We start from the raw sequence: 18828 nt of genomic DNA, 5'->3' as shown, positions 1-18828 counted from the left end.
CGCTTCGGTTAGTCTAGCGGATCCGCGTTAGTAGGTCCTTGATCACCAGGTTCTGGCTGTCTGAGCGACGGGCGCGCGAACGGAATTGTTGATCACCACCGTTCCCAGCACGAAATCGTGCAGCAGGCGCCGGCGGCCGTTGAACAGGCCGACCAGCACGACGAAGGGCGACAGGAACGAGACCGTCACCCAGAACAGCACCGCATGGGTGGCGCCGAGGACGAAGTAGCCCGGCGCGCCGTACCAGGTGCGCAGCTCCAGATCCATGATCCGCATCCCGATCGTCGCCGACGAGGGCCCGCCGATGCAAGCGCCGTAATAGACGATGGCCCAGATCACGGAGGCCGGCCAAGCTAGCCAGAACAGTGCCCAGCCGATGCCGAGCGTCACGACGCCGAACAGTGCGATGAAGATGTAGCCGAGGATGACGGGCACGGACATCACGACCATGTCGATCAGGAACGCAAACGCCCGCCGCGTCGCGACACCGCGGAACAGTTCCGGATGCAGATAGGGATCGTAGGCGTGTGGCTGAGCGCCGCCGTCATTGCGCCAGGCATTGCCTTGGTCCGAATAAGACATCGTTCCGTCCTCCAACGGGAAAACCCTCGTGGCAGGACATGGGAACAGGCTCTTCCCCTGCCAAGGGCGCAGTGGGATTAACAAGCCAAAATATTCCGGCGATTCGGGGGCGGGGAGGCGCCAACCTACCCCAAAGCGCGCAGTTTCTCCGCGGCCTTCGGCGCGAAATAGCTGAGCACACCATCCGCGCCGGCGCGCTTGAACGCGAGCAGGCTTTCCATCATGGCGCGGTCGCCATCGAGCCAGCCATTGTTGGCGGCGGCCGCAATCATCGCGTATTCGCCGGAGACTTGATAGGCGAAGGTCGGCATCGCAAACGTGTCCTTCACGCGGCGGACCACGTCGAGATAGGGCATGCCGGGCTTCACCATCACCATGTCGGCGCCTTCGGCGATGTCGAGCTCGACCTCGCGCAACGCCTCGTCGGTGTTGGCGCTGTCCATCTGATAGGTGCGCTTGTCGCCGGTCAGCGTCTTGGCCGAGCCGATGGCATCGCGGAACGGGCCGTAGAAGGCGGAGGCGTATTTGGCCGCATAGGCCATGATCTGCACGTCGAGCAGGCCCGAGCGATCCAGCCCCTCGCGGATCGCGGCGACGCGGCCGTCCATCATGTCGGAGGGCGCGATGATGTCGCAGCCGGCTTCCGCCTGCACCAGCGCCTGGCGCACCAGCACGGCAACCGTCTCGTCGTTCAAAATCTTGCCGTCGGAGATCAGACCGTCATGACCATGGCTGGTGAAAGGATCGAGCGCGACGTCGCAGAGCACGCCGATCTCCGGAAACTCCTTCTTGATCGCGCGCACCGCCTGGCAGACCAGATTGTTCGGATTGGTCGCTTCCGAGCCTTCCTCGTCGCGCAAGGACGGATCGGTGTAGGGAAACAGCGCCAGGCAGGGGATGGTCAGCTTCATCGCGCGCTCGGCCTCGCGCACGGCCTGGTCGACGCTGAGGCGGTCGACGCCGGGCATCGAGGCGATCTGCTCGCGCTTGTTGTTGCCGTCGATCAGGAACAGCGGCCAGATCAGATCGTCGGTGGTGAGCACGTTCTCGCGCACCATGCGCCGGGCCCATTCGGCCTTGCGGTTGCGGCGCGGACGGATGGTCAGGTCGAGGGCAGGGGAGGCCGTCGTGCCATCCCGGCGCGAAACCTCGCGCAACTCGATCGGACGTCCGTATTTGATCGCCATTACTGTTCTCCAGGCTGGAATTATTCTTATACCAGCTCGCATGGTTCCCGTCACCGCGGCTTGACCTCCCGCAAGGGAGGGGCTGCCGATTGATTTTGCGGGGCGAAACAGCCAGAAGGGGGCCATGTCCGAACTCTCCACCCGCGATGCGGCCCGCGATGGCGCCAATGCCAGGGACGCCGTCAGAGACGGCACCCGAGACAGCGCGCTGTCGGTGGCCGCGATCTCGTCGGAGCGGCCCGAGTCCGACGACAATGTCTGGACGCGGCGCCTGGTGCTGTTCCTGCGGGTGATGGCGCTGCTGTCGATCCTCAAGGGCCTCTATCACTGGGCGCAGGTGACGGGCTTCGTCGGCGGCGAGGACGAGGCTTTCGAGAACCAGTCGATGGCCTGGCAGGCCTCGACCATCTACTTCGCGGTGATCGAGCTGGTCGCTGCCGTCGGCCTGTGGCTGGCGACGCCTTGGGGCGCGGTGGTGTGGCTCACGACCGTGGTCTCGATGGCGGTGATCGAGCTGATGTTCCCGGGCATCTACGGTGGCAGCCTGATCGTCGTCGCGATCGAAGCGATCATGCTCGCGGCCTATCTCGCGCTCGCCTGGATGGCCGCGCGCGAACGGCCGCCGTAGGGTTGCAAACTCTCGTGCCCCGGACGCAACGCAACGCGGCCCTGGCGATGCGGAGCATCGTCCAGTGCGGCGTGATGCGTTGCAGAGCCGGGGCCCATCTCTCCGCGATCTCGCTTGTGGCCCTGAGTCCCGGCTCTGCGCTTCGCTTGTCCGGGACACGAAAGCGGTTACGTGGCTTGCGCGCTTGGTTGACCACTGGTTGCCTCAAATTCGAGGTAACTTTTCATTGACCTAGCGCTTTCCGCCACAGCTCTTACGCGCGGGTTTCGAAACGGGGCGGGGCTGTTCTGGAATGTGACAGAACGCGCGGACGGAGGGTGAACAGGACCTTGCGACGGTCAACAGACGGTTGCGAAAAGTGCTTGTGGCACAGGCTTAATCCGCAATTCACTGTCTTAAATTCATGATCTCTTTATTCTCTTATTTAAGCCGATCTTCAAACGGCCCCCTTAAGTTGGACCTATCAGACGGAACACAAGTTGCGTCGAATAAGTGTCGATAAAAACGACAACAGGGGAAGTGTCATGATGAAAGCCGTCGCAACTGCGGCAGATGCCGCAGAGCGCGTTTCCGGCCCGCAGGGCTCGGTGCAGTCGCTCTATCTGGAAGCATTGACTCTTGTGGAGCGGCTGCATCGCCGGCTCCTCGACGTGATCAAGGACGAGTTCGATCGTCGTGGCCGCGCCGACATCAATTCCGTGCAGGCACTCCTGCTCTATAACATCGGCGACAAGGAGCTGACCGCGGGCGAGCTGCGCACGCGCGGTTACTATCTCGGCTCCAACGTCTCCTACAATCTGAAGAAGCTCGTCGAGCTCGGCTTCCTCGACCATCAGCGCTCGCGCGTTGATCGCCGCTCGGTGCGCATTCGCCTGACCCCGCAGGGCCAGGAAGTTCGCCGCATCGTCGACAGCCTCTACCAGAAGCACGTCAAGACCGTTGAACAAGTCGGCGGCATCTCGGGCGAGGAGTTCTCGACCCTGAACAAGTCGCTGCACCGTCTCGAGCGGTTCTGGACCGACCAGATCCTGTATCGCCTCTGAGTTCTAAAAGGGATTTTGGCCAAGCCGGCCCACAACAAGACCGGCAAGCCTCTCCCTGACGTGCCTGACTTCCCCAAGCGCGCCGGCCCGGCTTGCCCCGGACCGGTGCGTTTTGACGTCTTTTTGCACTTGCGAAAAAATGGCCTGACAGGCGGAACCGGTTCTTCGCGTCGCAGTTGTCTCTCCGGATCGGAGGACGCGATGCTGGTCGAGCGCGGGATGCAGGCAATGAACGTCGAGCTCGTGAGCGATGCCTATGCCATCGCTGCGAATTATCTTCGCCGCTCCGGCGCGATCCCCGACACGCTCGTCACCAACGAACGCTTGCTCGGGATCATCGTCAAGCTGCTCCAGCACGGCGAATTCAACAAGATCAGGCTCGCCAACAGGGCGATCACGCGCTTCGAGGCGCAGTCCGGAGCGCGGGCGGTTGCCTGATCGAGCCTTCCAAAATTCTGAAAAATCAGAGGGTGCCATGGAAGCTGCCATCGACCGCATCATGAAGACCTATGACCTGCTCGCCAACCGCACGGCAGCGGCGAGCGAGGAGGCGCGGGAAAAGGTGACAAACTACCTCAATACCCTGATGGAAGCCGGCGAGAAGGATCCCCACAGGTTGACGGTCTGCGGCCTGACCTATCTGCGCCAGCTCGATGGCAGCATCGACCCCGTGAAGGCGGGGTACACCGGGCTGTAAGGGCCGGTGCCGGAGCGCCATTTAGGGTCCGAAGCGGCCCTTTAAGGTTGACCGGATCGGAGGCGGTTTCGGAGAGCCGTCTTCCTGCAAAATCCTTCAATTCCCACCATATCTTGCATAAATATCAGGCCCGACCCGCAAATGCTTGGCCGGGGACGGGCGATGTGGTAGATCGCGCATGCTTCCGACCGCCACACCAGACCCGCCCGTAGCCCGCCAAAAGGCTGCGGCGGTGGAGATATTCGCAAGATGACCCTCGCCAAAACAGCCAATGCGCCCGATTCGTTTTTCACCGCTTCGCTCGAGCAGGCCGACCCGGAAATCGCCGTCGCCATCAAGGGCGAGCTCGGCCGGCAACGCCATGAAGTCGAGCTAATCGCCTCCGAGAACATCGTTAGCCGGGCCGTGCTGGAAGCGCAGGGTTCGGTGATGACCAACAAGTACGCAGAGGGTTATCCGGGCGCGCGCTACTACGGCGGTTGTGAGTGGGTCGACGTCGCCGAGAACCTCGCGATCGATCGCGCCAAGAAGCTGTTCGGCGCCAACTTCGCCAACGTGCAGCCGAATTCGGGCAGCCAGATGAACCAGGCGGTGTTCCTGGCGCTACTGCAGCCCGGCGACACGTTCATGGGTCTGGATCTTGCGGCCGGCGGCCATCTTACCCACGGCTCGCCCGTCAACATGAGCGGCAAGTGGTTCAAGGCTGCGCACTACACCGTGCGTCGTGAGGACCAGCTCATCGACATGGACGCGGTCGCCAAGCAGGCCGAAGAGGTCAGGCCGAAGCTGATCGTGGCCGGCGGCTCGGCCTATTCGCGCGCCTGGGATTTCAAGCGTTTTCGCGAGATCGCGGACTCGGTCGGCGCGTATCTCTTGGTCGACATGGCACACTTCGCCGGTCTCGTTGCCGGCGGCGTGCATGCCTCGCCGGTACCGTATGCCCACATCACCACGACGACCACGCACAAGTCGCTGCGCGGCCCGCGCGGTGGCCTCATGCTGTGGAATGACGAGGCGCTGACCAAGAAGTTCAACTCGGCGATCTTCCCGGGCCTGCAGGGTGGCCCGTTGATGCATGTGATCGCGGCGAAGGCGGTTGCCTTCGGCGAGGCGCTGCGTCCGGACTTCAAGATCTATGCGAAAAACGTGGTCGAAAACGCCAAGGCGCTGGCCGCGGCGATGAAGAGCCATGGCTTTGATATTGTCTCGGGCGGCACCGATAACCATCTGATGCTCGTTGACCTCCGGCCGAAGGGCCTGAAGGGCAACGCCTCGGAGAAAGCGCTGGTTCGCGCCGCCATCACCTGCAACAAGAACGGTATTCCCTTCGACCCTGAGTCGCCGTTCGTCACCTCCGGTATTCGTCTGGGCACGCCGGCGGCGACGACCCGCGGCTTCGGCGTCGCCGAATTCCAGCAGGTCGGCGGCATGATCGCCGAGGTCCTCAATGCGATCGCGCAATCGTCCGACGGCAAGGCGCCGCTGGTGGAAGCTGCGATCAAGGAACGGGTCAAGGCGCTCACCGACCGGTTCCCGATCTATCAGTAAGGTCCAGGAAAACTGGCTAAGGTCAACGGATGCGCTGCCCGAACTGCAATAGTCTCGATACGCAGGTGAAGGACTCGCGTCCGACCGAGGATTCATCCGTCATTCGCAGGCGGCGCGTGTGCGTCGCCTGCGAATTCCGTTTTACCACCTTCGAACGCGTACAGTTGCGCGAGCTCACGGTGATCAAGCGCAACGGCCGCCGCGTGCCGTTCGATCGCGACAAGCTGATGCGTTCGGTCTCGATCTCCTTGCGCAAGCGCCCGGTCGAGCCGGAGCGGGTGGAGAAGATGGTCTCCACCATCGTGCGCGAGCTGGAGACCGGCGGTGAGGCCGAAATCTCATCGGAGGTGATCGGCGAGACCGTGATGGAGCATCTGCGCACGCTCGACGACGTCGCCTATGTGCGCTTCGCCTCCGTCTATCGCAATTTCCGCGAGGCCAAGGATTTCGCCGATGTGCTCGGCGAGCTCTCCGGTGAGGAGGAAGCGCGGCTCGCCGCGATCCGCAAATGATCTTCCGTATCCTGGAAGATCAGTTCGCCGCGAGGATCCGCGAGTCCAAAGATGCCGATCGCCGCTTCATGCAGCTGGCGCTGGCGCTCGGCCGGCGCGGGCTGGGCCGCGTTTGGCCCAATCCGGCTGTCGGTGCCGTCATCGTCAAGGACGGCGTCATCGTCGGCCGCGGCTGGACGCAGCCAGGGGGACGACCGCACGCGGAGCGGGAGGCGCTGCGGCGTGCAGGCGAGGCGGCGCGCGGCGCCACGCTCTACGTCACGCTCGAGCCCTGCTCGCATTTCGGCAAGTCACCGCCGTGTGCCGATGCGGTGATCGCGGCGGGCATCACACGCGTGGTGGCGGCGATCGAGGATCCCAATCCTGAGGTGGCGGGGCAGGGCCATGCGCGCCTGCGCGCCGCCGGCATCGTGGTGGATGTGGGCCTCTGCGCGGCGGAAGCCGCGTTCGATCACGCCGGCCATTTCCGCCGTATCAGGGACAAGCGCCCGCATGTGATCCTGAAGCTCGCGGTCTCACCCGACGGAAAGATTGGTGCGGCCGGCGGCAAGCCGCAGGCGATCACCGGCGAAGCTGTGCGCGACCGCGTGCATCTCCTGCGCGCGCAGTGCGACGCTATCCTGGTTGGCATCGGCACGGTGCTGGCAGACGATCCACAGCTCAATTGCCGCCTGCCGGGCATGGAAGCGCGTTCTCCGTTGCGCGTTATTCTCGACGAGAATTTGCGGATTTCCGCGTCCAGCCAGCTTGTTCGTTCTGCGCGCGAGACGCCGCTCTGGGTGATCGGCTCCAAGCTTGCGGAAGCGGCGGCCGCGACCCGCCTTGGCGCGGCCGGTGCGCAAATCATGCGCATGCCGCCGAACGGTGCAGCCGGGCTCGATCTTCCGGCCGTGCTGCATGCGCTGGCCGAGAAGGGCATCACGCGGCTGATGGTCGAGGGCGGCAGTCGCGTTGCGGCATCGTTCGTGTCCGACGACCTCGTCGACGAGATCTGGCTGTTCCGCGGAGCGGAAGAAGTGGGTCCCGGCGGCGTCGATGCGCTCGATGCATTGTCCCTGTCAATAATCACGCAGTCGCAGGCCTACAAGGTTCATGCTAGCGAGACCTTCGGCAAAGATACTCTCACCATCTACGAGCGCGCCTAACATGTTCACCGGCATTGTCACCGATATCGGCGAGATCGTCAGCTTCACGCCTGTGGCGCCGGGGCAACTGCACCGTCTGCGCATCGCTTGCAGCTACGATCAGGCCACCATCGCCGACGGCGCTTCGATCGCCAACAACGGCGTATGCCTCACCGTGGTCGCCTCCGGCGTCGCCGACGGCAAAGATTCCAAGCAAAGGACCTGGTTCGACGTCGATGCTGCCGCCGAGACGCTGGCGCTGACGACGGCGAAGCACTGGAAGCTGGGCACCAAGCTCAACCTCGAGCGTGCGCTCAAGATCGGTGATGAGCTTGGCGGCCACATCGTCGCCGGCCATGCCGACGGCATTGCGACCATCGTCAGCCGCGAGGATCTGCCCGACATGGCGCGGTTCGAACTCTCGACCACGCGCGAACTGGCGCGCTTTATTGCCACCAAGGGCTCGATCACGCTCGATGGTGTGTCGCTTACGGTCAATACTGTGAAGGACACGACCTTTTCGGTGCTGATCATCCCGCACACGCTGACGGCGACGACGATCGGCGGCTGGAAGGCGGGCTCTGAGGTCAATATCGAGGTCGATCTGATGGCCCGCTATGCGGCGCGGCTGACGGAAATGAAGTGACTGCCTGTTTGAACTTGGCTTGCCGGCTCACGGCGACTACATACGGCCCGACCCCAGAATGGACGGATTTAGACGATGGCTGACGCACGGCGTGCACCCCTGAAGGACCAGACCGACATTTCCGGCGCGCGTGCGCTGGTCGTCGAGGCGCGGTTCTATGATGACCTCCAGGATGCACTTCTGGACGGCGCGGTCACTGAACTGAAGGCGGCGGGCCTGACCCATGACGTCATCACGGTTCCCGGCGCGCTGGAGATCCCGGCGGCGGTCGCGATCGCAGTCGATGCGGCTGCGGCGAACGGCAAGCCCTACGATGCGGTGATCGCGCTTGGCTGCGTGATCCGCGGCGACACCATTCATTTCGAGATCGTCTCGCAGGAATCCTCGCGTGCGCTGATGGACCTCGCGGTCGCGCGCAAGCTGCCGCTCGGCAACGGTATTCTCACCGTCAACAATGAGGACCAGGCCTGGGCGCGGGCGCGCGCCAGCGAGCTCAACAAGGGCGGCGATGCTGCGCGCGCGGCGCTTGCGATGCTGCGCATCAAACGTCGCCTGGCGCGGGCCTGAGCCATGTCTGATTCCAAGAAAACGGCTGACACCAGGAAGCCGGCGGCGGCAGAGAAGAAAGCGAACCGGCGCGGTGCGGCGAGGCTCGCGGCCGTGCAGGCGCTGTATCAGATGGACATCGCGGGCGCCGGCATCAACGACATCTTCGCGGAGTTCGAAAGCCACTGGCTGGGCAATGAGGTCGAAGGCGATACTTACCTGCCGGCTGAAGCCGCGTTCTTCCGCGACGTCGTCTCGGGCGTCGTGCGCGACCAGAAGAAGCTCGATCCCTTGATCGACGAGGCGCTCTCGAAGGGCTGGCCGCTCAAGCGGATCGAGGCGATCCTGCGCGCGGTGTTGCGGGCGGGGGCCTATGAGCTGCAGCATCGCAAGGACGTTCCGGGCCGCGTCGTCGTGTCCGAATATGTCGATGTCGCCAATGCCTTCGTCGACCGCGAGGAGACCGGCATGGTCAACGCCGTGCTCGACCAGATTGGCCGCCAGTTTCGCGGTGACGAGTTCGGGCGGGGGTAGGTAGCGCGAGGGCGGTGAATTGATGCGATGCAGCTGCCCCATACTCCGCTGTCATGCCCCGCGAAGGCGGGGCATCCAGTACGCCGGGGCCTATCGATTTTACATGACTGTCTCTGGAATACTGGATCGCCCGGTCAAGCCGGGCGATGACAGTTGTGTGTGGGGTTGATGCCGGTGGCCGCCCCGCAAAATCTCTCCGCCGAAGATTCCCTCATCGCGCGCTATTTCAAGCCGCTGGCGACTGATCCCGGTGCGTTCGCCCTGGTGGATGATGCGGCTGTGCTGTCCTCGTCAGGCGACGACATCGTCGTCACCACCGATGCCGTGGTCGAGGGCGTGCATTATCTTGCCACCGATCCCCCCGACACCATCGCGCGCAAGGCACTGCGGGTGAACCTGTCCGATCTTGCCGCCAAGGGTGCTGCGGCCGCCGGCTTCTTGCTTACGCTGGCACTGCGCAGCAAGGAGGATGCCTGGCTCGGGCCGTTTGCGGATGCGCTCGGCGAGGACGCCAGGAGCTTCGGCTGCCCGTTGCTCGGCGGCGACACGGTGTCGACGCCGGGGCCGCAGATGATCTCGATCACCGCGTTCGGCCGCGTGCCCAAGGGTCGGATGGTCGGTCGCACCGGCGCGCGGCCGGGCGACCTGATCCTGGTCACCGGAACGATCGGCGATGCCGCGATCGGCCTCGACGTGCTGACCGGCGGCGCGGCGGCTGCGGCACTCGCGTCAGAACCGGCTGCGAGGGATGCCCTCGTCTCGCGTTATCGGATCCCGCAGCCGCGCAATGTGCTGACGCAGGCCGTGCGTGACCACGCGACGGCGGCGATGGACGTCTCCGACGGGCTCGCCGGCGACCTGACCAAACTCTGTGCAGCTTCCGGCGTCTCGGCCTCTGTTGATGTGGCGCGTGTGCCGCTGTCAGCCGCGGCGGCCGGCCTGATCGCGCGCAAGGTCATTTGCGTTGAGACGCTGCTTGCCGGGGGCGACGACTACGAAGTGCTGTGCACGGTTCCGCCGGCGCAAAGCGGTGCGCTGATTGCGGCCGGGCAGGCGGCAGGCGTTGCCGTCACGGCGATCGGCACGATTGTCGCGGGCCATCAGCGGCCGCGCTTCCTGGACAGGCAGGGCCAGGAACTCGCCTTGAAGCGTCTTTCCTACAGTCATTTCTAAGGCCGCAATCCTCGCGCCAGCCAATAATTGTATCGCATCCATTGGTGCAACAGCAGCGTAGGGGTGCGATTCGATGAATGCGGCCGCTTCGGGTTTGAGCGAGGCGCTCGCCGCTTCAGGACGGGAGTGCGGCGGCTGCACGCTTTGCTGCAAAGTCTACAACGTCGTCGCTTTCGGCAAGCCCGCGGGCAAATGGTGCTCGCATTGCAAGCCAGGTCGAGGCTGCAAGATCCACGACAATCTGCCTGCCGAGTGCGCGGCGTTCGATTGTCTCTGGAAGACCATGCCGGCATTGCCGATGCATTGGAAGCCCGATCAGGCGAAGATGGTGCTGACCGTGCATCCCCAGACCAACAACATCCAGGTCGTGGTCGATCCCGGACAGCCGTCGGCATGGACCCGGCCGCCTTATCACGGTCAGTTGCGCTTGCTGGCGAAGAGCAACATGGCCAAAGGCCATCTGGTGATTGTGTTCGTCGGCGAATTGGCGACGCTGATCCTGCCCGACCAGGATGTGCAGCTGGGCGTCCTCACGCTCGATCAGGTCGTTTCGGTAACGCTGGAGACGGGCCCCGGTGGCACCGCCTACGAGGTCCAGGTCCTCAACCGGCGCGCCACGGCCGACGGACAGACCTTGGAAGTGGCATCGACGTCCCGTCATGCCGTGAGGTCAGCCGCTTAAGAGGCCGCGGACCGGGGCGTTCGGGATTAGGTCTAAATACTTGCCCAGATCGGCTTTTCCCGCCTCATCCGGCGTTGCACCCTCAATTTGATTTTGGCAAGGTTGCGACCGACTAAGGCCGCTTGGGGGCGGCCTTGTTCAAAATCAAGGCGCCGCACCGCAATACAGATAACAAAAGGCGCCGGGGGTACGTACATCAAGGATCTGAGGCAAAAATCAAATGACAGCATTATGGTTGATAGTGCTCTGCGGAGTGCTTTCCGTCGTCTACGCGATTTGGGCGACGTCTTCGGTGTTGAGTGCGGATGCGGGGTCACCGCGCATGCAGGAGATCGCAGGAGCTGTGCGTGAAGGCGCACAGGCCTATCTCCGGCGCCAGTACACCACGATCGGTATCGTCGGCATCGTCATCTTCGTGCTGCTTGTCTATTTCCTTGGGCTTTATGTCGCGATCGGTTTTGCCATCGGCGCCATCCTGTCGGGGGCGGCCGGCTTCATCGGCATGAATGTCTCGGTTCGCGCCAATGTGCGCACCGCCCAGGCCGCGACGACGTCGCTCGCCGGCGGCCTCGAACTCGCCTTCAAGGCGGGCGCGATCACCGGCATGCTGGTGGCGGGTCTCGCACTGCTCGGTGTGACGCTGTACTTCGGCTTCCTGGTGCATTCGCTGAAGCTCGCGCCTGACAGCCGTACCGTCATCGACGCCATGGTGGCGCTCGGTTTCGGCGCCTCGCTGATCTCGATCTTCGCCCGTCTCGGCGGCGGCATCTTCACCAAGGGTGCGGACGTCGGCGGCGATCTCGTCGGCAAGGTCGAGGCGGGTATCCCCGAGGATGATCCGCGCAACCCTGCCACCATCGCCGACAACGTCGGTGACAACGTCGGTGACTGTGCCGGCATGGCCGCCGACCTGTTCGAGACCTACGCGGTGACTGCGGTCGCCACCATGGTGTTAGCTGCGATCTTCTTCGCCAAGACGCCGATCCTCTCCAACATGATGACGCTGCCGCTCGCCATCGGCGGCATCTGCATCATCACCTCGATCATCGGCACATTCTTCGTGAAGCTCGGGCCGAGCCAGTCGATCATGGGCGCGCTCTACAAGGGCCTGATCGCAACCGGCGTCCTGTCGCTGATCGGCATCGCCGGCGTGATCTACTATCTGATCGGCTTCGGCAAGCTCGACGGCGTCGACTATACCGGCATGTCGCTGTTCGAATGCGGCATCGTGGGCCTCGTCGTCACCGCGCTGATCATCTGGATCACGGAATACTACACCGGCACCGACTATCGTCCGGTGAAGTCGATCGCGCAGGCGTCGGTCACCGGTCACGGCACCAACGTGATCCAGGGCCTCGCCGTCTCGATGGAAGCGACCGCGCTGCCCGCGATCGTCATCATCGCCGGCATCCTGGTCACCTACAGCCTTGCCGGCTTGTTCGGCATCGCGATCGCGACCGCTACCATGCTGGCGCTGGCCGGCATGGTCGTCGCGCTCGACGCCTTCGGCCCGGTGACTGATAACGCCGGCGGCATCGCCGAAATGGCGGGCCTGCCCAAGGAGGTGCGCAAGTCGACCGACGCGCTCGACGCGGTCGGCAACACCACCAAGGCGGTGACCAAGGGTTACGCGATCGGCTCCGCCGGTCTCGGTGCTCTGGTGCTGTTCGCGGCCTACAACCAGGACCTCAAGTTCTTCGTTGCGGACAGCGCGCACCACGCCTATTTCGCCGGCGTCAATCCGGATTTCTCGCTGAACAATCCATACGTCGTGGTCGGCCTGCTGTTCGGCGGCCTCTTGCCGTATCTGTTTGGTGCGATGGGCATGACGGCCGTGGGCCGTGCGGCCGGTGCGATCGTCGAGGAGGTGCGGCGTCAATTCCGCGAGAAGCCGGGCATTATGCAGGGCACCGACAAGCCTGATTACGGCAAGGCGGTCGACCTGCTCACCCGCGCGGCCATCAAGGAGATGATCATCCCCTCGCTGCTCCCGGTGCTGTCGCCGATCGTGGTCTACTTCCTGATCTACGCGATCGCCGGCGGCGGCGCGGCCGGCAAGTCCGCGGCATTCTCCGCGGTGGGCGCGATGCTGCTCGGAGTGATCGTGACGGGCCTGTTCGTCGCGATCTCCATGACCTCGGGCGGCGGCGCCTGGGACAATGCCAAGAAGTACATCGAGGACGGTCACTTCGGCGGCAAGGGCTCTGACGCCCACAAAGCGGCCGTGACCGGCGACACCGTCGGCGATCCTTACAAGGACACGGCGGGCCCCGCGGTGAACCCGATGATCAAGATCACCAACATCGTGGCTCTGCTGCTGCTGGCGATCCTGGCGCACTGAGCCCGATGGCTTGAAAGAGAAAACCCCGCGGTGCGAGCCGCGGGGTTTTTGTTTGGCAAGAACCTCGTTCGCTGCATGCGAACAAACACGGAGATCAATCCATGTCGCTCTCATCCGCCCGGAATTATGCACTCCGCGCCGCCAAGTCGCAGGACCAGAAGGAGGCCGCAGAATTGTTATCCAAGGCCATCTTGGAGCTCGCCCTGGCGATCGAGACCACCGAAGCCAAGGTCAAGAAGATCAACAAGTCGTCCTAGGCGCGATGCAATTTTGATGGACCGGACGCTCTCACAGCGTCATTGCACGTCCATCTGCAGCCCTTCCTTCTGGATGATGCCGGCGAACTTCTTCGTTTCGGCGTCCACGAAGTCGGAGAATTGCTGCGGCGTGCCGTAGTCGGCGCGCGCGCCCATGGCGGCGATGTTCTTTCTGATGTCGTCGCGCTCCAGCATCGCCTTGACCTGGAGGTTGAGTGCGTCGAGCACGGGGGCGGGGACGCCCTTCGGCAGGAACACCGAGAACCACGACGACACGTCGAAATTCGCAAGCTCGGGCGCGCTCTCGCGCATGGTCGGCAGGTTCGGTGCGAGCTCGCTGCGCTCAGTGGTGGTGACGCAGAGGCCGTTGAGCGTGCCGTTCTGCACTTGGGGCAGGCTCGGATAGAGATTGTCGAACAGGATCTGGATGTCGCCGGCGAGCGCGGCCTGAAGCGCGGGTCCGGCGCCGCGGAACGGGATATGTGTCATCTTCAGCCCGGTGAGCTGCAGGAACCACGCGCCGGTGAGATGAGGGCTCTGGCCGACGCCTGATGAGGCGTAGCTGAGCTTGTCCGGATTGGCCTTGAGAAAGGCGATCAGTTCGGCGACCGACTTGATGCCGGTCTTCGGATGCGCCGACACGATGTTCGGAATCCGGATCATGTTGGTCACCGGCTGGAGCTGGTCCGGCCTGTAGGTGAGATTCTTGAAGATGCTGTAGGCGATCGCGTTCGGACCGGGATTGCCGATCAGGATGGTGTGGCCGTCAGCCTTGGCGCGAACCACCTCGGCGGTCCCGATCGTGCCGCCGCCGCCCGAGCGATTCTCGACCACCGCTGTCTGGCCCCAGGCGGATTGGAGATGAGCCGCGAGCAGCCGCCCCATCACGTCGGTCGATCCGCCCGCTGCAGCCGGCACGATGATGCGGATGTTCTCGGTCGGTTTCCAGTCTGCAAGGCTCGATCGCGGCAGGATGGCTGCGGCGGTCAGGCCAGCGGCTCCCGCAAGCACGCGACGACGCGACAACAACTTGGTCTCAGATGTCTTGAGCACGAATCCACTCCCAGCTTTTGTTTTGAAGAGAGCGTAGGGAACCCGATCCACAACGGCAAGTCGCGCGCGACCGCAAGCGCCGCGCAGAGAGCGGCACGACGCCGCAGGCCGAAATGATCCCAATCTCAGTTGAAGCTGAGCAGCTTGAACAGCGGCGCGAGGTAGCTCATCTCCTGACCCGACGTCGGCGTGGTCCGGCTGATGGAGTCGAAGATCTTGCCGTCCTGGAGGCCGTAATTCGCAAGCCGGCGCACGCGCCGGTTCTTGTCGAAATAGATGGCGATGACGCGCTGGTCGACCACCTTCTGGTTCATGAAAGCGACCACACGCTCCGAGCGCTGCGAGATGTAGTAAAACACTTCACCGTCCAGCGTCGCGACCGTGGAGGGGGTGCCCATCACGATCAGCACCTGGTCCTGGCTCGCACCGATCGGAATTTGCTCGAGTGCGCCGGGCGGCAGGATATAGCCCTTCTGGAACTGCTCACCGGTGCAGCCCGCGAGCGCAGCGCCAACCAAAGTCGCGGCGGCGAGCATGCGCAGGCCGCGCCAACGCGAATTCAGGCCGCGCCAGCGTGCATGAAGGCCGCGCCGCTCGTTTGCGCGCAGGCCGGTCTGGTTCGTTTTCGTCATAGCGGAACTGATTCCGTCCCCTTGCGTCGCGCGAGGCGCTGAAGTACCGGGCGGGGCGTCTTAATGCAACTCACGCGCGCCCGCTTGCGGAAACCACAATGCTTTGGCCGTTCAATCACTTCAGGAAACCCCGGCTAACCCCGGCCGGCACCATTGAAGCCATCTATGGCATGATCGTGACGCAGGCGCGAGAACCCATATTTTACCGGGACTTGGGCGTGCCGGATACCGTTAACGGCCGTTTCGACCTGTTGCTGCTGCACCTCTGGCTGTTGCTGCGGCGGCTCAGGACTGTCGCCCAGGGCGGGACGGAGCTGGCGCAGGCCCTGTTCGACCGCTTCTGCGAGGACATGGACGACAATCTGCGCGAGATGGGGGTGGGCGACCAGACCGTCCCGAAGCGTATGCGGGCCTTCGGCGAGGCCTTTTATGGCCGGGTCCAAGCTTACGACCAAGCTTGCGACCAGGCGACCGAGACAGGCGCAGAAGCGCTGGCGCAGGCGATCTGCAAGAATATCTTGAATGGCACCGGGATCGACCAGGCGCGACGGCTCGCTGCCTATGCGGTGGCGGCGGATGCCGAGCTCGGCCAGACCGGCGATGCCGCGCTGCTGCGCGGAGTTTTCAGGTTCCCCGCACCGCTTCGGGAGGATGAGACATGATGAATCGACCGATGACCGGACCGGATCCCTGGCGCTCGCCTGTCATAGTGGCGCAAATTCCCGATACGGGGCTGCACCGTCAGCTCGAAGCCTCGCCTGCCGAGCGTCGGGCGATGGCCGATCTCGCAGGCCTGCGCGACATCCTGTCGGCTCATGCCGACTTCGACGTTGAGCCGAAGAGCGGCGGCCGGATCCAGGTCACGGGCCGCGTCCGGGCTAGGGTCGGCCAGACCTGCGTCGTCACACTCGATCCGATCGAGAGCGAGATCGACGAGGAGGTCGATCTGACCTTTGCGCCCGAGGCAGAAACCCGGCGGCTCGAGGACCTGATCGAGGAAGGCCGGGACGACGAGGAGCCGGCGGAGGTCGCCGATCCGCCGGAGGCCATCGTCAACGGACTGATCGACCTCGGCCGGATTGCGACCGATGCGCTGTTTCTGGCGATCGACCCTTACCCCCGCAAACCAGGTGTCGTGTTCAAGGCAGAGGTCACCGCACCCGGCCCCGAAGACCATCCCTTCGCCGCGCTGAAGGCGCTCCAGGACAACAAGAAGAAGGGCAAATAGCCCGGCATTCCCCGTAAGACCGCTGTGTTGCGCGGAGTGAGGTCTTTGCCGGGCTGGTTTGACAATTTGTCATATCCTTTTGATTTTCTTGTCATTTCTTCAGATTTAAATGCCGGCCGAAGGATCGCCCTTAATCCAAAAGGCTGGGGGCAAGAGGTTGTTTCGGGATAACAAAACGCTATTGTCCGCCCCGGTTCGGGTGCGGCGTGGCGCTTGGCCGGTCGTTCATATCCATGACGACCCATTCCGCGGCCCCGCTGATCGACGACCGCGCCAGACCAGGTTTCCGGGATTTTGATGCCAAGCAAGGTTCGTATCGCGCTTGACGCCATGGGGGGCGACGTCGGCGCCCCAGTCGTCGTTCCAGGCGCGGCCATCTCGCTCGGCAGGCATCCCAAGACCGAGTTTCTGCTGGTGGGGGATCGCGCCAGGATCGAGCCCGAGCTCGATCGTTATCCCGCGCTCAAGGTCGCTTCGAAGATCCTCCATACCGACGTTGCGGTCAGCGGTTCGGACAAGCCAAGCCAGGCGCTGCGCCGCGGCCGCAAGACCTCCTCGATGTGGCTTGCCATCGACGCAGTGAAGAAGGGCGAGGCGGATGTGGCCGTCTCGGCCGGCAACACCGGCGCGCTGATGGCGATGGCGCGCTTCCATCTGCGCACGCTGCCCGGTATCGATCGCCCCGCGATCACGGCGGTGTGGCCGACCATGCGGGGCTCCTCCGTCGTGCTCGATCTGGGTGCCACGATCGGCGGCGATGCACGCCATCTGGTGGCGCTCGCGGTGATGGGGGCGGCCATGGCGAGCGTGGTGTTCGACAAGAAGCGCCCGACGGTCGGCCTGCTCAACATCGGGACCGAGGAGATCAAGGGGCATGAGGAGATCCGCGAGGCCGGCGAGATCCTGCGCACGATGAACCTCCCGGAACTCGATTATGTCGGCTTCGTCGAAGGCGACGGCATCGGCAAGGGAATGGCCGACGTGATCGTGACCGAGGGGTATAGCGGCAACATCGCGTTGAAGGCCGCCGAGGGAACCGCGCGCCAGATGGCGGACTTGCTCCGCAACGAGATCCAGCGGAGCTGGCTGTCCAGGATTGGTTATCTGTTTGCCCGCAATGCCTTCCAGGCCTTGCGTGACAAAATGGATCCGAACAAGTCGAACGGCGGCGTGCTGCTCGGGCTGAACGGGCTGGTGGTCAAGAGCCACGGCGGAATTAATGCCGAAGGCTTTGCCTATGCGATCGATGTTGGCTATGAGATGGCCAAGTTCGATCTTCTGAACAAGATCAATCAGATGCTCAACCGCGATGGGGGTGCGCTCGGTTCAGTGCCAACCGCGCCGGAGGATGTTTCGTGACCAAGATTCGTTCGGTCGTGCTGGGCTGCGGCTCCTATTTGCCGGAGCAGGTGGTGACCAATGCTCAGTTGGCGGCGCGCATCGACACCTCCGACGAGTGGATCGTGCAGCGGACCGGCATTCGCGAGCGGCACATCGCGGCCGAGGGCGAGTTCACGTCGCATCTTGCGATCAAGGCGGCGCAGGCCGCGCTCACCGACGCGGGGCTCGACGCGCAGTCGATCGACCTGATCGTACTGGCGACCTCGACGCCGGACAACACGTTCCCCGCAACCGCGGTCGCCGTGCAGCACGCCCTCGGCATCAATCACGGCGCGGCGTTCGACCTGCAGGCCGTGTGCTCGGGCTTCGTGTTTGCACTCGCGACCGCCGACAATTTCCTGCGCACCGGCGCCTTCAAGCGCGCTCTGGTGATTGGCGCCGAGACCTTCTCGCGCATCCTCGACTGGAACGACCGCGGCACCTGCGTGCTGTTCGGCGACGGCGCCGGCGCGGTCGTGCTGGAGGCGCAGGAGCAGCCGGGCCAGGCCGCCACCGACCGTGGCATCGTGACCACGCATCTGCGCTCCGACGGCCGTCACAAAGCCAAGCTGTTCGTCGACGGCGGGCCGTCCTCGACCCAGACGGTCGGTCACCTGCGCATGGAAGGCCGCGAAGTCTTCAAGCATGCTGTCGGGATGATTACCGACGTCATCGTCGACGCGTTCGAGGCGACCGGCTTGAATGCCGACCGTATCGACTGGTTCGTACCGCACCAGGCCAACAAGCGAATCATCGACGCCTCAGCCCACAAGCTCCACATCGCGCCGGAAAAGGTGGTGCTGACGGTGGACCGTCACGGCAACACCTCGGCCGCCTCGATTCCTTTGGCGCTGTCGGTGGCGCGCAAGGATGGCCGCATCAAGCGCGGCGACATGGTTCTCCTGGAAGCGATGGGCGGAGGCTTCACCTGGGGCTCCGCGCTCGTGCGCTGGTAGAGCCACATCAGATAAAAATTTGCCGGAATCAGCTGCTGATATCAATGCTTCTGCATTGATGAGCGCTGTTGACCGCCGT

Annotated in this window: 22 protein-coding genes; 18 read left to right on the top strand and 4 right to left on the bottom strand. The window is 63.9% G+C overall.

All coding sequences use genetic code 11. The features are described 5' to 3' along the window. Positions 1–42: 42 nt before the first annotated feature. Both M2427_RS09150 and hemB read right to left on the bottom strand, forming a co-directional pair. Positions 43–582 carry an RDD family protein gene (locus tag M2427_RS09150; protein WP_280705921.1) on the bottom strand — a complete coding sequence of 180 codons (540 nt, stop codon included), beginning with the start codon at positions 580–582 and terminating at the stop codon, positions 43–45. A gap of 125 nt (positions 583–707) precedes the next feature. Continuing rightward, a complete protein-coding gene (gene hemB, locus M2427_RS09145; RefSeq protein ID WP_280705919.1) occupies positions 708–1769 on the bottom strand; it encodes a porphobilinogen synthase in 1062 nt (353 codons plus the stop codon). Between the two features lie 124 nt (positions 1770–1893). On the opposite strand from hemB, the gene M2427_RS09140 reads away from it, so the two are divergent. The 14 genes from M2427_RS09140 (at position 1894) to M2427_RS09075 (ending at position 13500) form a co-directional block, all read left to right on the top strand. Further along, positions 1894–2397, top strand: a complete 504-nt coding sequence (locus M2427_RS09140; RefSeq protein WP_280705918.1) for a DUF6163 family protein — start codon at positions 1894–1896, stop codon at positions 2395–2397. A gap of 524 nt (positions 2398–2921) precedes the next feature. Next, positions 2922–3440, top strand: a complete 519-nt coding sequence (locus M2427_RS09135) for a MarR family winged helix-turn-helix transcriptional regulator (protein ID WP_188099663.1) — start codon at positions 2922–2924, stop codon at positions 3438–3440. Between the two features lie 201 nt (positions 3441–3641). Further along, positions 3642–3878, top strand: coding sequence for a hypothetical protein (locus M2427_RS09130; protein ID WP_280705916.1), 237 nt, complete (start codon positions 3642–3644; stop codon positions 3876–3878). Positions 3879–3915: 37 nt separating this feature from the next. After that, a complete protein-coding gene (locus M2427_RS09125; RefSeq protein WP_280705915.1) occupies positions 3916–4137 on the top strand; it encodes a hypothetical protein in 222 nt (73 codons plus the stop codon). 249 nt (positions 4138–4386) lie between these two features. Beyond that, complete coding sequence (glyA, locus tag M2427_RS09120) at positions 4387–5685, top strand: serine hydroxymethyltransferase (protein WP_280705914.1); 1299 nt, start codon at positions 4387–4389, stop codon at positions 5683–5685. Between the two features lie 29 nt (positions 5686–5714). Further along, the gene (gene nrdR / locus M2427_RS09115) at positions 5715–6197 is read left to right on the top strand and encodes a transcriptional regulator NrdR (RefSeq protein WP_027529969.1); all 483 of its coding nucleotides are present in this window, start codon (positions 5715–5717) and stop codon (positions 6195–6197) included. Further along, on the top strand, positions 6194–7342 hold the full coding sequence (gene ribD, locus M2427_RS09110) for a bifunctional diaminohydroxyphosphoribosylaminopyrimidine deaminase/5-amino-6-(5-phosphoribosylamino)uracil reductase RibD (protein ID WP_280705913.1): 1149 nt from the start codon (positions 6194–6196) through the stop codon (positions 7340–7342). Before nrdR ends, ribD begins: the two co-directional genes overlap by 4 nt. A gap of 1 nt (position 7343) precedes the next feature. Next, entirely contained in the window at positions 7344–7967 is a 624-nt protein-coding gene (locus M2427_RS09105) for a riboflavin synthase (RefSeq protein ID WP_280705912.1), read from the top strand. 75 nt (positions 7968–8042) lie between these two features. After that, entirely contained in the window at positions 8043–8534 is a 492-nt protein-coding gene (gene ribH, locus M2427_RS09100) for a 6,7-dimethyl-8-ribityllumazine synthase (protein ID WP_092228692.1), read from the top strand. Positions 8535–8537: 3 nt separating this feature from the next. After that, entirely contained in the window at positions 8538–9047 is a 510-nt protein-coding gene (gene nusB, locus M2427_RS09095; protein ID WP_280705910.1) for a transcription antitermination factor NusB, read from the top strand. 168 nt (positions 9048–9215) lie between these two features. Beyond that, positions 9216–10220, top strand: a complete 1005-nt coding sequence (gene thiL, locus M2427_RS09090) for a thiamine-phosphate kinase (protein ID WP_280705909.1) — start codon at positions 9216–9218, stop codon at positions 10218–10220. Between the two features lie 73 nt (positions 10221–10293). Further along, positions 10294–10902, top strand: a complete 609-nt coding sequence (locus tag M2427_RS09085) for a hypothetical protein (protein ID WP_280705908.1) — start codon at positions 10294–10296, stop codon at positions 10900–10902. Positions 10903–11122: 220 nt separating this feature from the next. Then, positions 11123–13243 carry a sodium-translocating pyrophosphatase gene (locus M2427_RS09080; RefSeq protein WP_280705906.1) on the top strand — a complete coding sequence of 707 codons (2121 nt, stop codon included), beginning with the start codon at positions 11123–11125 and terminating at the stop codon, positions 13241–13243. 101 nt (positions 13244–13344) lie between these two features. After that, positions 13345–13500 (top strand): hypothetical protein, encoded by a 156-nt coding sequence (locus tag M2427_RS09075; RefSeq protein WP_280705905.1) that lies wholly within the window; start codon positions 13345–13347, stop codon positions 13498–13500. A gap of 39 nt (positions 13501–13539) precedes the next feature. Here the strand turns inward: M2427_RS09075 and M2427_RS09070 are convergent, their stop codons facing one another. Then, the gene (locus M2427_RS09070) at positions 13540–14553 is read right to left on the bottom strand and encodes a tripartite tricarboxylate transporter substrate binding protein (protein WP_280705904.1); all 1014 of its coding nucleotides are present in this window, start codon (positions 14551–14553) and stop codon (positions 13540–13542) included. A gap of 125 nt (positions 14554–14678) precedes the next feature. Then, the gene (locus M2427_RS09065) at positions 14679–15185 is read right to left on the bottom strand and encodes an outer membrane protein assembly factor BamE (protein ID WP_280705903.1); all 507 of its coding nucleotides are present in this window, start codon (positions 15183–15185) and stop codon (positions 14679–14681) included. 98 nt (positions 15186–15283) lie between these two features. Here M2427_RS09065 and M2427_RS09060 point away from each other — a divergent pair, with 98 nt between their 5' ends. From M2427_RS09060 to M2427_RS09045, 4 genes are all read left to right on the top strand, one after another. Then, positions 15284–15847 (top strand): ubiquinol-cytochrome C chaperone family protein, encoded by a 564-nt coding sequence (locus tag M2427_RS09060; RefSeq protein ID WP_280705901.1) that lies wholly within the window; start codon positions 15284–15286, stop codon positions 15845–15847. After that, positions 15847–16413, top strand: coding sequence for a DUF177 domain-containing protein (locus M2427_RS09055; protein WP_280706039.1), 567 nt, complete (start codon positions 15847–15849; stop codon positions 16411–16413). Before M2427_RS09060 ends, M2427_RS09055 begins: the two co-directional genes overlap by 1 nt. Before the next feature lie 297 nt (positions 16414–16710). Further along, entirely contained in the window at positions 16711–17772 is a 1062-nt protein-coding gene (gene plsX, locus M2427_RS09050; RefSeq protein WP_280705900.1) for a phosphate acyltransferase PlsX, read from the top strand. Then, complete coding sequence (locus M2427_RS09045) at positions 17769–18749, top strand: beta-ketoacyl-ACP synthase III (protein WP_280705899.1); 981 nt, start codon at positions 17769–17771, stop codon at positions 18747–18749. The genes plsX and M2427_RS09045 overlap by 4 nt, the downstream gene beginning before the upstream one ends. The last annotated feature ends 79 nt before the right edge of the window (positions 18750–18828 follow it).

It is taken from the genome of Bradyrhizobium sp. BR13661 (assembly GCF_029892425.1).
Taxonomy (GTDB): Bacteria; Pseudomonadota; Alphaproteobacteria; order Rhizobiales; family Xanthobacteraceae; genus Bradyrhizobium.
This window is presented reverse-complemented; position numbering and strand designations above follow the sequence as displayed.

Coding starts and splice junctions, on each gene's coding strand:
- plsX (WP_280705900.1), top strand. CDS start 16,711: ATGCCAAGCAAGGTTCGTATCGCGCTTGACGCCATGGGGGGCGACGTC.
- M2427_RS09130 (WP_280705916.1), top strand. CDS start 3,642: ATGCTGGTCGAGCGCGGGATGCAGGCAATGAACGTCGAGCTCGTGAGC.
- M2427_RS09055 (WP_280706039.1), top strand. CDS start 15,847: ATGAATCGACCGATGACCGGACCGGATCCCTGGCGCTCGCCTGTCATA.
- nusB (WP_280705910.1), top strand. CDS start 8,538: ATGTCTGATTCCAAGAAAACGGCTGACACCAGGAAGCCGGCGGCGGCA.
- M2427_RS09140 (WP_280705918.1), top strand. CDS start 1,894: ATGTCCGAACTCTCCACCCGCGATGCGGCCCGCGATGGCGCCAATGCC.
- hemB (WP_280705919.1), bottom strand. CDS start 1,769: ATGGCGATCAAATACGGACGTCCGATCGAGTTGCGCGAGGTTTCGCGC.
- ribH (WP_092228692.1), top strand. CDS start 8,043: ATGGCTGACGCACGGCGTGCACCCCTGAAGGACCAGACCGACATTTCC.
- M2427_RS09125 (WP_280705915.1), top strand. CDS start 3,916: ATGGAAGCTGCCATCGACCGCATCATGAAGACCTATGACCTGCTCGCC.
- thiL (WP_280705909.1), top strand. CDS start 9,216: ATGCCGGTGGCCGCCCCGCAAAATCTCTCCGCCGAAGATTCCCTCATC.
- M2427_RS09085 (WP_280705908.1), top strand. CDS start 10,294: ATGAATGCGGCCGCTTCGGGTTTGAGCGAGGCGCTCGCCGCTTCAGGA.
- M2427_RS09135 (WP_188099663.1), top strand. CDS start 2,922: ATGATGAAAGCCGTCGCAACTGCGGCAGATGCCGCAGAGCGCGTTTCC.
- M2427_RS09105 (WP_280705912.1), top strand. CDS start 7,344: ATGTTCACCGGCATTGTCACCGATATCGGCGAGATCGTCAGCTTCACG.
- ribD (WP_280705913.1), top strand. CDS start 6,194: ATGATCTTCCGTATCCTGGAAGATCAGTTCGCCGCGAGGATCCGCGAG.
- M2427_RS09075 (WP_280705905.1), top strand. CDS start 13,345: ATGTCGCTCTCATCCGCCCGGAATTATGCACTCCGCGCCGCCAAGTCG.
- M2427_RS09080 (WP_280705906.1), top strand. CDS start 11,123: ATGACAGCATTATGGTTGATAGTGCTCTGCGGAGTGCTTTCCGTCGTC.
- glyA (WP_280705914.1), top strand. CDS start 4,387: ATGACCCTCGCCAAAACAGCCAATGCGCCCGATTCGTTTTTCACCGCT.
- M2427_RS09060 (WP_280705901.1), top strand. CDS start 15,284: ATGCTTTGGCCGTTCAATCACTTCAGGAAACCCCGGCTAACCCCGGCC.
- M2427_RS09065 (WP_280705903.1), bottom strand. CDS start 15,185: ATGACGAAAACGAACCAGACCGGCCTGCGCGCAAACGAGCGGCGCGGC.
- nrdR (WP_027529969.1), top strand. CDS start 5,715: ATGCGCTGCCCGAACTGCAATAGTCTCGATACGCAGGTGAAGGACTCG.
- M2427_RS09150 (WP_280705921.1), bottom strand. CDS start 582: ATGTCTTATTCGGACCAAGGCAATGCCTGGCGCAATGACGGCGGCGCT.